Below are 13,122 nucleotides of genomic sequence, written 5' to 3'. Positions count from 1 at the left end.
AGAGTACGATGACGGCCTTCTCCCGACCAGAGGAGCCCGACGTGGGCGGAGCCCGCACGATGACCGTGACCGTGGATCCTGAGCTCGGGGGGAGGTGGACTTCGCTCCGATCGGCGTCGGGCCGCGAATGGCTCTGGTCCAGACAGGAGCCGCTGCGTGCGCGGGTTGCTCCTGGTGACGCTTTCGTCGACGCCGGCGGCCTGGAGGAGTGCCTGCCGACGCTGGGCGGCCCGCCCGACCACGGGGACCTGTGGTCCAGGCCATGGCGGGAGACCGGAAACGGTCACGAGGCCGAGGGCGGCGGATTCCGGCTGCGCCGCCGGATGGAGATCGAGGGCGACACCCTCACCGTCACCTACGAGGTCTCCGCCGATCCGGGCCGCCGTTTCATCTGGGCGGCCCACGCGCTGCTGGACGTCTCGCCCAACGCCCGCCTGGAACTTCCCCACGGCCTGCCCGCGACGGTCGGGGTCGAAGGCGGGCTGAAGTCGTTCTCCTGGCCGGAGCTGGACGGGGTCGACCTGGGCGCGCTGGGTCCCGACGACGGCACCACACTGATGGTGGTCGTCCCGGACGTCGCCACGGTCACGGTCATCGACGGCACCGACCGGCTGACGATGACCGTTACCTCCGCCGGCCTCCCCACCGGCGTGGCCTACTGGCGGAATCTGTGCGGCTGGCCGGAGCACGCGCCGTACCGGTCCATCGGTGTCGAGCCGCTGCTCGGCCGGACGGGCGACCTCGGCGCGTGCGGTCCGGGCGACGCGGTGACGGTCCCGGAGTCCGGGACCGTCGGATGGACCCTGACGATCACCGCGCCCTAGCCCTCTCGGAACAGCCCGAACCCGGTGACCGTGTCGCCGTTGCGGATCTCGCCGCTGATCGCGTTCTTCTGTCGCGTGAACAGATGACCATGCGCCCGGACATCCGCGACCGACTCGTCTCCGGTGAAACGGAGGGTGAGGCCGTGCGCGGTCGTCGCGTCGATCTCGCCGTGGACACCGAGCTCCCATCCGTCGCCGCGGCAGGTTCCGGCGAGGACGCCGCCATCGACGTGCTCCAGATCGACCGAGGCCTCCGCGCCCTCGTGCAGGAGGGTGTACCTGCCCGCGAAGTCGGCGGGCGCCACATCGTTGGTGGCCTGGCCGGGCACCGGCGGGGGCAGTTCGCGGGCGCGCAGCGCGACGAAGCCGAACGGGTCGTTCTCCCAAAGCGTGGTTCCGGCGAGCAACATTCCGTCACGAGTCGACAGATATCCGGTGAAGCGCTGCTCGGGCAGCCAGTTGAAGTCGTGGATCAGCAGCTCGACCCGGTGCCGGACGGCCACGTCGACCTGACCCGTCACGGCGAAGGTCTGGTCGAGCCGGTGATCGCGGTAGGACCCCCGCAGGTTGCGCCCGCTGGAGACCCGCAGGGTCAGGACGCCAGGCCAGCCGTCGTGGGCGAAGGCGTACTCGCCGGCGAACATGGCGGGCCTGACAGAAGAGGTTCGCGGAGTGAAGATGTCGATGAAGGCCACGGGTGTCCCGGGAGGTCGAGGAATGGAATCCGGCTCAGGAGTTCTGTCTGTCGAACGCTCGGGAGAGCGGCCGCTGCGCGTCGCGGCGATCGGATCGGAAGGTCCGCACCATCTGTACCTCTACTCCGTCCTAGCGGGCAGGTTCGATCTCACGGGCGTCATCGTGGAACAAGGCGATCGCTGGCATAAGCGGTTGCTGCGGCGGCGACGTTACAGGGACTGGTTCTACCGGCTCGTCCACGAGTACCGGCAGAAGCTGCACGGCTACCGACGGTACCGTGAGGCCTTCTTCGCTGAGCTGGGACCGCACACGCCTCCGGAGACGGTCGTCCGCGTCCCCTCGGTGAACGCTCCTGAGGCAGCGAGGGCGCTCCTCGACTGGGATCCGGACATCACCATCGTGTTCGCCGTCTCGATCCTGGGTGACGCGACCCTGAAGGCGGCCGGAACGGCGATCAACGTGCACGCCGGGTGCCTGCCGCGCTACCGCGGCAACCAAGGGATCTTCATGGCGCTCTACCGGGGGGACGAGGGGAATGCGGGGGCCAGCCTGCACCTGGTCAGGCGGCGGGTGGACGCGGGCCCCCTCCTCGCCGTCCTGCACGCGCCGGTCGCTCCAGACGACACCGAGGAGATGGTCTGGTGCCGCGCGCTCAAAGGCGCCATCGACGAACTCGTCGATCTGCTCGGGACGCTGGAACGCGGCGGCACCGTCCCCTACCAAGCGCAGCCGCCGGGCGGACACGCCATCCGAAACCGGGACCGGGGTCTGCGTACCGACCTCGTCTGCGCCTGGCGCCGGCTTCGCCGGCACCGGCTGACGCCGTATGCCGAGTGGCGGATCGAGCGTCCGGAGAACGGATTTCACTCGGCACCATCAGAGCCCGACGACCCATCCCCCGGATCTCGCCGACGCCGCCGAGATAGGTCCACCTGACGGGCGCCATAAGGGCTCACGCCTTGCTGGACTCCGTGATGTTCCGGGTTTACCGGGAAGGGCTACATTTTTCAGTTTGCTGGATGCTCCTGCTTTTCGGGCATCATTCGAGAGTGGGCTCGGAGGCATGCTCTCACCGAGAGCATGCCTCTTCGTGCATCCAAGTCCCGCCGAAGAGGTCCGGAGGCGGTTCCGTCGTCTACATCTAGTCCGTCGCCGGGCTCGTGCACCAGATCGGTGTGCCGAACCCCGCGTACACGGCCGCGAAGTTCGCCGTCCGCAGGCTGATCAAGGCCGCCGGGAGGCCTCCCAATTCAAGGCGATCGTGGTGAGTGCTTGCGACCTCCCACCGCCGAGCTCACCGATTCCTCTGGGCAGCTGCCGGAAGTAGAAAGGCGTCATGACAACGATTCCGCATCACCGCACACCACGCAGCCCAAGGGGTAAGAGGGAGACCATGAAGAGTGCCTCGACTATGCGAGTCGTCGACCGACCCGGTTGCGGCTGGCCGGTGCGGGTGAGGGCGGCCGTATGACGCTGCGGCGGGTCGTGGTCGTCGGCGCGGGAATGGTCGGCCTGTCGTGCGCCTGGTCGCTGCAGGATTACGGCGTCGAGGTCGAGGTGCTCGATAGGGGACGGGTCGGGCGAGGAGCCTCGTGGGGGAATGCCGGTTATGTGGCGCCTTCGCTGACGGTGCCGCTGCCCGAGCCCTCGATGCTGCGGTACGGTCTGCGCGCGGTGCTCGATCCGGCGTCGCCGGTGCGACTCCCGGTTCGGGCCGACATCGAGCTCGTCCGTTTTCTGGTGCGCCTGGTGCGGCATTGCACGGGCCGCCGCTGGAGCCGGGCGATGGACGGGTACCGCATGCTCAACGCCCAGATCTTCGACGCGTTCGACGCGCAGCGCCGAGCCGGCGTCGATGCTCCCGTGCACGAGGCCGCTGTGCTGGCCGCCTTCATCGAGGCCGGGCAGGCGACGGGACTGCTGCACGAACTCGAGGGCGTCGCGTCGGCCGGGCAGCAGGTCGAGGTCGGGCTGCTGACCGGAGCGCAGGCACGCGCCGTCGAGCCGAACCTATCCCGGGAGATCGCGCTGGCCGTCCGGATCGACGGGCAGCGGTATCTCGATCCGGGCGCCTACACCGCGGCGCTGGCCGACCAGGTCCGGGCCCGGGACGGGAAGATCATCGAACACGTGACGGTGACGGGCGTCGACCGGCATGCGGGCCGGGTTCGTATCCGGTGCGCAGACGGGCATCGGGACGCGGACGCGGTGGTCCTCGCCTCCGGCGCGTGGCTGCCGGAGTTGGCCGGCGACCACGGCGTGCGGGTCCCGCAGTATGGCGGACGCGGTTACAGCTTCACCGTGCCGCTGCATCGTCCGTTGCAGGGGCCGTTGTACTTCCCGGCCGCCCGTGCCGCGCTTGCGCCGCGGGGCACGAGCGCGGCACGGGTGACCAGCATCATGGAGTTCCAGCGTCCGGACGCCCCACCTGACCGGCGTGCGCTCGCGGCGACCCTTCGTGCGGTGCGTCCGCTGCTGGAAGGGGCCGAGTGGCGCTCCGTCACCGATCCTTGGGTCGGTGCCCGGCCTCTGACCGCTGACGGGATCCCCTTGGTCGGGCCGTCGGCCACTGAAGGTGTCTACATCGCGGGTGGGCACGGCATGTGGGGAGTGACGCTGGGGCCGCTGACCGGACGGCTGCTGGCCGAGCACATCGCGACCGGCGCCACACCCGCCCTGCTGGCCTGGCTCGACCCCCTCCGCAGCGGCCACTGACCGCGGCACTTCCTGACAGCGACCTGGACCGAAGTCCGAGCGCCGACCGCGCCCCTACGGCAAGCGCCATCAGTGCCCAGCTTTGTGGTGCTTGGGGAGGAGTGGTGGCACTTCTAGCTCGGCACCCGCCCGTGGTCGGCTCTGACCGGTCGACCGGGTCGGTACGGGCCTGCCGCGCCATGACAGCACCCATCCCGACCCGGTCATTCTGTTAGGAGCTCCTAGATCGCGTCTGCTTCGTCACCGGCGCGGTTGGTTCGGCGGACGGAGGCGGGTTCGGCAGGGCCGGTCGCCGAGGATGCTCGGATCGCCCGTCTCGCCTCGGCCAGCGGTGCGAGCAGGTACCGGGTGTGGTCGGACGTCCCGTGGCGGTGGTCGACGGGGCCCGGCCACGCGGTCCTGGCGCGGTGGCGGATGTGCTCCTCCACGCCGTCGATGAGGTGCAGCATCTCGGCGAGGACGCCCTCGTCGGTGCGCCGGTACGCGTCGGCGGCGGCGAGGTAGACGGGGGAGGTGTGGGCCATGATGGGCCGCTCCCAGACGTCCCGGTGGCGGGCGATGCCCTCGCCCGGCCCGTAGCACCGGGCCGCGACCCACGAGGACTCCTCGACCCGCAGGTCGAAGTCGAGCGCGCCGGTCAGGACGGGCTCGTCCCAGCGCCGCGATTCGACGACCGTGCCGTTGACCACGATCTCCAGGCGGCCGATGGGGAAGATCGAGTGGAACTCCGCCGCGCCGTGCACGGTCCTGCCGCCGGTGCCGGTGAGCACCGAACCGGGCGGGGCCTCGTCGACCGACAGCCGCAGGTGGGGACCGCTGGTGACGACGGTGTCGCCCGAGCGGACGGCCTCGCACCAGTCCCAGTAGTCCATCGTCGCCGGGTCCGGGACGCGAGCGTAGGTGCGGACGAGGCCGATCGGCACCTCGCTGCTCATCTTGTCGGTGCCGCCGACGAGGGTGAGGCGGTATCCGGCGTTGAGATAGCGGTAGTACTGGGTGATGTTGTAGTCGTCGTAGGCGATCATCTCGACGCCGTCGAGCCGTCCGGTGGCGATCAGGGCGGCGGCCTCGCCGTTGGGGACGGGGAAGTGCGCGAGCAGGACGGTCCCGCCCTGGGCGTGGCACTCGTCGGCCCAGTGGGCGAGGGTGGTCTCCAGGCCGCCGCCGAGGTCGGACTCCTCGGCGCCGCCGGTGCACCAGGGGCGGATCGGCGCGCGCAGGCCGAGCAGGTTGATGTGGCCCAGCATCGCGGTCCGGTTCTCCTGGCCGGTGTGGACGTGGGTCGCGCCGTCCGCGGAGGTATGCGGGTGCCCGGTGAAGTCCTCGACGTTGGTGTGCAGGTGGCCCCACTGGCTCAGCAGGAGGTTGGTGACCCGCACCCCCTCGCCGCGCGCCTCGAGCTCGGCGCCGTGCGTCGAGACGAAGTGGACGTGGGTGTCCCCGGCGACGTAGCCGTCCGCCTCCGGGTCGTGGAAGCGTTCGAGGCGCAGTTCGAGCGTCCGCTGCCCCGGCCGGATCGTCAGCTCCTCGCGCAGCGGGACGTAGTCGAAGCCGTGCGCGGCCTCGACGACGACCCGCCCGTGGGGGAGCCACCCCTCGAACTCGCCGTCGACGTAGGCGTACGTCCGCTGGCCGAGGCGGACGTCGCCGCCGATGTCCAGGTTCCAGGTGTTGCCGTCGGAGTTGATGTGCGCGTGGTGCCCGTAGGGCGCGAGCGGGACGCCGTCGGGGGTGTGGAAGTGCAGGCGGCAGGTCAGCGGCTCGCCGGTGGCGGCGTCGACGACCGTCCCCCTGATCCAGGCGCGGCCCGGCTCGGTCAGCCGCCATTCGGTGCCGTCGCCGGTGGTGATCTGGCCCTGTTCGAGGAGGTCGCCCCAGGTGAAGCGGGCTTCGACGGTTCCGGCGACGTCGAGGGCGACGGTCGCGGACGGCGTCGCGGCGACCCGGACGTACCCGGTGCGCTCGCTGGTCGCGCCTCCCCATGCCGGCGGGGTCGACAGGCCGGCGTCGTCGACCGTCCGGTAGGCGTAGGTGGCGGTGCCGCGGTCGACGGTCACCGTGACGTCCTCGTCCACCGATCCGCCGGCGAGCGAGAAGATCAGCTCGCGGGAGACCGTCCGGCCGAACGGCTCCTCGGCGAGCCGGCTCAGCGTGATCGCGCCGATCAGGACGGCCGGGCCGGCGGACTCGATCTCGATGGCGGCCGCCCGGCGCTCCGGGTGAGGGTTGCGCCACGGCCACAAGTAGAAGCGGTAGGGCAGGACGTAAGGGGTGCGCGCCTGCGGGTCGTCGATGTCGACGTACCTGGCCCCGGCGGCGTCGTAGCGCCCGCAGGTGCGGTGCATGAGCCGGTGCTGCGCGTCGGGCAGCGCGAGGAAGGGGGTCTGGCCCCAGTCCAGCGGGAGGGGGCGGCCCTTCCACAGCCGCGGGGTGGGGCCGACCTCGAACCGCTGCCGAACGGGGACGCTCTCCGCGCCGCCGTCGGCGTACCGGAGGGTGTAGCGGGCGACGGTCTCGCCGACCGGGGCGCCCTCGAAGAGGCTGGGCTCCTCGATGGCGTGGGCGAAGAGGATCCAGTGGCAGTCCTCGTCCACGGGGATCACGGCGGGGGCGTCCCGCGTCACCCGGAGGAGGGACGCCCCGTCGAGGTCGGTGCCGAAGCGGAAGGGCAGGCCGTAGAGCGTCCGCTCCCCGGCGAAGGAGGCGTCCACGTCGTCGAGCAGGGTCAGGGGGGCGTTCCAGGACGCCGCCAGGTCGAGGGCCCGGTAACCGCGCTGCCAGGTCACGCGGGCTCCGCGGCGACCGTCTCGGCGGGCTCGTCGACGCTGGTCTCGGCGAGGACGGCGTACCGTTCCGGGGCCCGCGAGCGCAGCGACAGCGCCGAGGCGATCCCGCCCGCGAAGGCGAGCACGCCGAGGCCGAGCAGCACCGCGTTGGTCCCCGTGCCCGCACCGGTCAGCAGTGAGATGTTGGCGAGCGCGAGGACGAGGATCACGCAGAGGGCGAGGAAGCTGAGGCCGGGGGCGATCAGGGTGCGCCAGAGGCCCGCCTCGGGGGCGTTGCGCCGCAGGTAGGAGACCACGGCGAGGCAGCACAGGGCCCACAGGACGATGATCCCGAGGAAGCCGATCGCGCTGCCCCACAGCAGCAGTTGGAGGTAGGGGTCGAGGTCGAACGCGGCCCACAGCACCACGACGACGCCCGCCGCCGCCGTCTGCGCCGCGCCGGCCGCCAGCGGGGCCCGCGTGCGCGGGTGCGTGCGTCCGAACGCCTTCGGCATGAGCCCCTCGCGGCCCAGCGCGAACAGGTACCGGTTCGCCGCGTTGTGCAGTGCCAGCAGCGCGGCGAAGGCGCTGGTGAGCAGCAGGACCTGCATGACGGCCGAGACCCCGTCCGGGGTGTACCGGTCGAATACCCCGATGACCAGCCCGGCGGTGTCCTGGCCGGCGGCCGCCGCGATCCCGTCCGCGCCGACGGCCTGCACGATCGTCCAGGTGATCAGCGCGTAGAAGACGGCGATGAAGCCGACCGCGATGTAGGTCGCGCGGCGCACCGTCCGGATCCCGCCGCGCGCCTCCTCACTGAAGATCGCGGTGGACTCGAACCCCATGAACGCGCCGAACACCAGCGCGAACATCGCCGCGTTGGACGGCGTGAACACCGTCGCGGGGGAGAAGGACGTGAAGGACGTCTCGCCGGCGCCGCCCTTGGCGAGCACGCATACCGCCATCACCACGAGCACCGCGATCTCGAGGACGAGCAGGATCCCGAGGATCCGGGCGCTGGTGTGGATGCCGCGGTAGCCGAGCCATGCCACCAGCACGACCGCGACCAGCGCGAAGACCCACCAGGGCAGCGACACGCCGGTGTACTTGTCGAAGGTGTCCGCGGCGTAGAGCCCGAGGGCCCCGTAGGTGCTGATCTGCAGCGTGTTGTAGGCGAGCAGGGCCAGCGTCGCCGCACCCGACCCGGCCGGCCGGCCGAGTCCCCGGGTGATCACGGCGTAGAACGCCCCGGCGTTGCGGACGTACCGGCTCATGGTCATGAAACCGACCGCGAACAGCGCCATCACGAGGCCCGCCACCAGGTAGGCGCCCGGGACGGCCGCGCCGCCCTTCAGGAAGTGCAGGGGCGCCACCGCGACGATCAGGGTCAGCGGCGCCAGCGCCGCCAGGACCGTGAAGACGAGGTCCTTCGTCCCCATCGCGTTCGCCGCAAGGCCGTTGCTGCCCGGGTGTTCGGTACCTGGGTGTGTCGACATGGTCATCCGCCTCCGGGAGTCCGCGGGAGCTCGCTGCGCCAACGCTAGGAAGCCCTCTCGCGCGGCAGAAGTGGACGTTCAGCCCCATCCGGAGGTGCGGGTTGTGCGTATCGTCCCGGCCGGTTCAATGGATCTGGCTCCGCCATCGCAGCGCGAACCACAGTTCCATGCGCACGTCCGGGTCGTTGAGGTCCAGGTCCAGCAGCCCGCCGATCCGGCGGATGCGGTGCCGCACGGTGTTGCGGTGCACGCCGAGGTCGGAGGCGGTGCGGTCCCAGTTGCCGTGGTGCGCCAGCCAGCTGCGCAGCGTGCCGGCCAGCAGGGCGGGGTCCGGGGACGGGGCCGCGTCGAGGCCCGCGAGGAGCCGGTCGGCGTACCGGGACGCCTGGGGGGAGTCCAGCAGCGCCATGACGCCGTGGAGGCCGGCCCCCGCGACCACGGTCGCGCCGCCGACGCGGGCCGCGTCGAGCGCGGCGCCCGCCTCGCCCCACGCGGGGTCGAGGTCCGCGGCGGGGTGAGGGCGGCTGATCCCCGCGGGCAGGCCCGCCTCGTCCAGCGCGTGCGGCAGCCCGTCCACGGTGTCCTCGGGGACGAGCGCGACGAAGGAGGAGCCGTCCTGCGCGACGAAGGGGGTTCCGAGCAGCGCCGACAGCCGCTGGACGATCGTCTCCCGGGAGCCGGGCGGTGCGTCGAGGGGCCCGCGGACGATCCGCCACCGGACGTCCTCCGCCCGGTCGAGGGGTGCGGCGAGGTCGCGGGCGAGGGCGGGCAGCCGCAGCAGCCCGGCCACGACGGCGGTGCCGAGCGCCTCCGGCGAGCTCGCCTCCGAGGGGGCGGTGAAGAGCAGGGAGAGGGCCGAGGCGGTGACGCCGACGAGGCCCCGGTCGGCGACGGTGAACGGGGCGCGCCGCGCGACGGCCATCGCGTAGCCCGTGGGGGCGGGGCCGAGAAGCCGCTGGACCTCGACGTTCTCCTCGGCGGTGGTGAGCGCCGCGCTCATCGGCGACCGGCTCCGGCAGGCCTGGTCGAGCGCCGCGCTCACCTCGGGGGCGTCCCGGACCGGCCCGGCCGTCCAGGTCCTGTCCCGGTTGCGGTCCACGACCCGGACCCACCCGTCGAGCAGGTCGGCGGTCCGCTCCACCACGGCCCGCAGCGGGCCCGGGCCCGCCGCGGCCTTGATCAGCACCGCCTGCCCCTCCGAGAGGCGCTTCAGGCCGCGGGTCTCGGCGCGGACCAGTTCGGCGTGGTGGAGCTCGACCACCGAGGCGAACGGCACCCGGGCCGGGACCTCCAGGACCACCATGCCGAACTCGTCGCACGCGGCGACGAGTTCGGGCGGCACGGCGTCGAAGACGGGCGTGACCCCGAACCCGATCGCGACGACGCCGGTCTCGGCCAGCCGCCGCACGTAGTCGCGGCTGTCGGCGGGGCGGAACCCGGTCCCGGCGAGCAGCAGCAGCTCCCCTCCCCGCAGGAACGGGGAGGGGTCGGGCAGTTCGCTGACGTGGACCCACCGGACCCACCGCTCGGACGGGTCGGCGGTGCCGAGCGGCCGCAGCGCGAGCCGGGTCAGGAAGAGCCGGAGAGGAAGCACGACGCCAAGCTAGCCGCAGTACGGCCATGACTACGCAAACGGAGCATTCAGCGTGTGACGGCGACGAAAACCTTGCTCGTGGGCTCGATCGTCACCCAGTCGCCCGCGAAGCCCTGCGGGATGAAGAAGGCCTCGCCGGCGCCGAACTCGGCCCGGCCGCCGTCGAGGTCCGCGACGGCGACCCGGCCGCTGAGGATCACGCAGATCTCGTCGTAGGGCCACGGGGCGATCCGCACCGCGCCGGGCTCCCCGGTCCAGAACCCGCCCGTGTACTCCTTCGCGGGGCCGCCGTAGGCGAGGTACTCGGTCTCGCGCCATCGCGCGGAGAGCACCTCGTAACCCTCGATGGGCGGGACGTTGGGCGTTCCGGTCTGCGGGGAGAGCCGGACGACGTCGGTGATGTCCATGATCAGCCTCGCCTCAGCCTTCCAGGTCGCGGGTCAGGAACCGGTCGAGCACGTTGCGGACGATGCGGTCGACGTAGGGGTCGCCGACGTGGAGCGCGTAGGGCCACTCCGTCGAGCCGCCGTTGAAGACCTCGCCGCGCCCGCGGGTGAACGCCGCGATCATCCCGGCGCCGCGCATCCCGCCCTCGTTCACGTAGTCGGGCAGGTCGTCGCCGAGCTCGCGGTTGTAGGCGTAGACCTCCTCCTCGGGCCCGCCCATGGGCAGCAGGCCGCCGAAGCGGTCCTCCTCGCCGCGGACCGCCGGGGTCAGCGCGAGGATCTCCAGCGTCTCCGGCGCGCCGTCCTCGAACGTCGGGTACGGCAGGCCCCGGCGGAAGGTGTACTCGACCGAATCCACCTCGAACGCGGCCAGGAAGGTCGGGGCCGCGCCCAGCTGGTCGCCGTAGTAGAGGTCGGTGCCCTCGAAGGCCCAGTGATGGGGCCGGTAGACGATGAACCCGCCCGACGACCGCGGGGTCGCGACCCCGTAGCGCGTGTAGACACCGCCGAGCCCGTTGAGGCCCACCGTGGTCGCCCCGGGCCGTCCGACCGACTTGGCCTCCCACATCGTCGTGGCGGTCCGCGGCGACCGCTCGGTGTCGGGGTCGAGCGAGGGGAGGCGGTAGCAGTACTGCGTGGTCAGGTCGTCGCTAAGCCTGACCTGCCACTGGTAGTTCCCGCCGAACCGGGCCAGGCCCCCGCCGCCGTCCACGAACCGGTCGACGGCGTCGCGCATCTCCCAGCTCCAGTACTCGTCGTGGCCCACCACGATCACGCAGCGGTATCCGTCGAGTACGGTCTCGTCGACGTGCAGGTCGTGCTGGGTGAGGTAGTCCAGCTCGTAGCCGCGCTCCTCGGCCCACCGCACGAACAGCCGCTCGTAGGACGCCCAGAACGCGTCGCCGTGATGGCGGCTGTAGCCGTTCAGGCGGGCCCACTCATAGGAGGCGTACCGGGGCGCGCCGTTCATCGGCAGCGTGAGGTGGTTCGCCTCCCGCGGCGCGCCCTCCGGCTTGCGGATCATGCCGCGCGCGATCGGGCGCTGCGTCGAGGCGAGCGGGCAACCCGCGTCGTCGCGCGGGTCGTCGCCGAGGCCGCGGTAGTGGTTGGCGCCGCCCCAGTCGTTGTAGGCCAGCATGGTCCCCGTGGTGAGGACGATCGCCGCCTTCGGGCGCCGCCCCGCCGGGGCCTTCACCGCGAAGAAGTGCTCGCGCTCCCAGAGCTCGCCGTCGCTCAGCACCGCCCGCACGGTGACGATGTAGAAGCCGGGCCGCCAATCGTCCGGGATCTCCAGCGTCAGCCCGGCCGGCCAGCCGCAGCCCTGCGCGTGGGCGTCGGCGGGCGCCTCGTGCCGCCCGGCGGTGACGCCGTCGCGCCGCCAGACCGTCTCTGGGCGGGCGCCGTCGCGGACGATCTCGACGGTGAACGACGGGACGCTCGCGCTCAGGTGGAACGCGACGGTCTCGCCGGGGAAGTAGGAGAACCGATCGGTGTAGCACCAGACCTCCTCGGCGTCCGGGACGGCGTACGCCCGCTCCGACGGCCAGGACCTCGGCGACCACGCGAAGGCCGGCTTCGTGGTGTGCACGTGCATCACTCCTTGTTCATCGGGATTCGCCGGAACGGTCCAACGCGAGCACGCCGAGCAGCTCGTACCCCACGTGCGCCGCGGCGATCCCGGTGATCTCGGCGTGGTCGTAGGCCGGCGCGACCTCCACGATGTCGGCGCCGACGAGGTTCAGCCCGGCCAGCCCCCGCAGCGTGGCCAGCAGCTCCCTGCTGGTCAGCCCGCCCGCCTCCGGGGTGCCGGTGCCGGGGGCGTGGGCCGGGTCCAGCACGTCGATGTCGACCGACACGTACACCGGCCGGTCGCCCAGCCGGGCCCGCATCCGCTCCACCGCGGCGGCCGTCCCGCCGGTCTCGTAGTCGTCGGCGCGGACGATCTGGAACCCGAGCGCGTCGTCGTCCGCCAGGTCCTCCCGCGAGTACAGCGGGCCGCGGATCCCGATGTGCATGCAGTGCTCGGGGTCCAGCAGGCCCTCCTCGCCGGCCCGGCGGAACGGGGTGCCGTGGGTGTAGGGGGCGCCGAAGTAGGTGTCCCAGGTGTCGAGGTGCGCGTCGAAGTGCAGCACCGCGATCGGGCCGTGGTCGCGGTGCAGCGACCGCAGCAGCGGCAGCGCGATGGTGTGGTCGCCGCCGATCGTCAGCAGCTTCGCCCCGTCCGCGCGCAGCTCGTCCGACCGGCGCTCGATGGTGGCGATCGCCTCCTCGATGTCGAACGGGTTCACCCCCATGTCGCCGGCGTCGGCGACCTGCTGGGCGTGGAAAGGCTCGACGTCGAGGGGCGGATGGTACGGCCTGAGCAGCTTCGACGACGCCCGGACGTGGCCCGGCCCGAAACGTGCCCCCGGACGGTAGGACACGCCGGTGTCGAACGGCACCCCCACGATCGCCACGTCGACCCGGTCGACCTGGTCGGCCCGCGGCAGCCGGGCGAAGGTGCCCGGATCGGCGTACCGGGGGATCCTCTTCGCGTCCACCGGGCCGGTCCTCGGTGCGTCGGTCATGGTCTCGCAGCCTCCAAGC

General features: G+C 72.1%; 10 protein-coding genes. 3 read left to right on the top strand and 7 right to left on the bottom strand.

All coding sequences use genetic code 11. The annotated features are described in order from the left end of the window. The first annotated feature begins 41 nt into the window (after positions 1–41). Positions 42–824 (top strand): hypothetical protein, encoded by a 783-nt coding sequence (locus amrb99_RS17785; protein ID WP_206699984.1) that lies wholly within the window; start codon positions 42–44, stop codon positions 822–824. Here amrb99_RS17785 and amrb99_RS17780 read toward each other — a convergent pair. Then, positions 821–1,468: a hypothetical protein gene (locus amrb99_RS17780; protein ID WP_190857102.1), complete on the bottom strand. Its 648-nt coding sequence runs from the start codon at positions 1,466–1,468 to the stop codon at positions 821–823. The two genes, amrb99_RS17785 and amrb99_RS17780, sit on opposite strands and share 4 nt — an antisense overlap. Before the next feature lie 34 nt (positions 1,469–1,502). Here amrb99_RS17780 and amrb99_RS17775 point away from each other — a divergent pair, with 34 nt between their 5' ends. Then, a complete protein-coding gene (locus amrb99_RS17775; protein WP_241755655.1) occupies positions 1,503–2,456 on the top strand; it encodes a formyltransferase family protein in 954 nt (317 codons plus the stop codon). 531 nt (positions 2,457–2,987) lie between these two features. Continuing rightward, positions 2,988–4,235, top strand: coding sequence for an FAD-dependent oxidoreductase (locus amrb99_RS17770; RefSeq protein WP_190857100.1), 1,248 nt, complete (start codon positions 2,988–2,990; stop codon positions 4,233–4,235). A 221-nt stretch (positions 4,236–4,456) separates the two neighbouring features. Here amrb99_RS17770 and amrb99_RS17765 read toward each other — a convergent pair whose 3' ends face one another. From amrb99_RS17765 to speB, 6 genes are all read right to left on the bottom strand, one after another. Next, positions 4,457–7,021, bottom strand: coding sequence for a CehA/McbA family metallohydrolase (locus tag amrb99_RS17765; protein ID WP_190857099.1), 2,565 nt, complete (start codon positions 7,019–7,021; stop codon positions 4,457–4,459). Then, entirely contained in the window at positions 7,018–8,496 is a 1,479-nt protein-coding gene (locus tag amrb99_RS17760) for an APC family permease (RefSeq protein WP_190857098.1), read from the bottom strand. Before amrb99_RS17760 ends, amrb99_RS17765 begins: the two co-directional genes overlap by 4 nt. A 124-nt stretch (positions 8,497–8,620) precedes the next feature. After that, complete coding sequence (locus amrb99_RS17755; RefSeq protein WP_190857097.1) at positions 8,621–10,090, bottom strand: PucR family transcriptional regulator; 1,470 nt, start codon at positions 10,088–10,090, stop codon at positions 8,621–8,623. A gap of 47 nt (positions 10,091–10,137) precedes the next feature. After that, the gene (locus tag amrb99_RS17750) at positions 10,138–10,497 is read right to left on the bottom strand and encodes a cupin domain-containing protein (protein WP_190857096.1); all 360 of its coding nucleotides are present in this window, start codon (positions 10,495–10,497) and stop codon (positions 10,138–10,140) included. Positions 10,498–10,510: 13 nt separating this feature from the next. Beyond that, the gene (locus amrb99_RS17745; RefSeq protein WP_206699983.1) at positions 10,511–12,124 is read right to left on the bottom strand and encodes a N,N-dimethylformamidase beta subunit family domain-containing protein; all 1,614 of its coding nucleotides are present in this window, start codon (positions 12,122–12,124) and stop codon (positions 10,511–10,513) included. 16 nt (positions 12,125–12,140) lie between these two features. Next, a complete protein-coding gene (gene speB, locus amrb99_RS17740; protein ID WP_190857094.1) occupies positions 12,141–13,103 on the bottom strand; it encodes an agmatinase in 963 nt (320 codons plus the stop codon). Positions 13,104–13,122 lie beyond the last annotated feature (19 nt).

The organism is Actinomadura sp. RB99 (assembly GCF_014706005.1).
In the GTDB taxonomy this organism is placed as follows: Bacteria; Actinomycetota; Actinomycetes; order Streptosporangiales; family Streptosporangiaceae; genus Spirillospora.
Note: the sequence above shows the minus strand (reverse complement) of the source record. Positions and strands in the feature narration are given on the sequence as shown.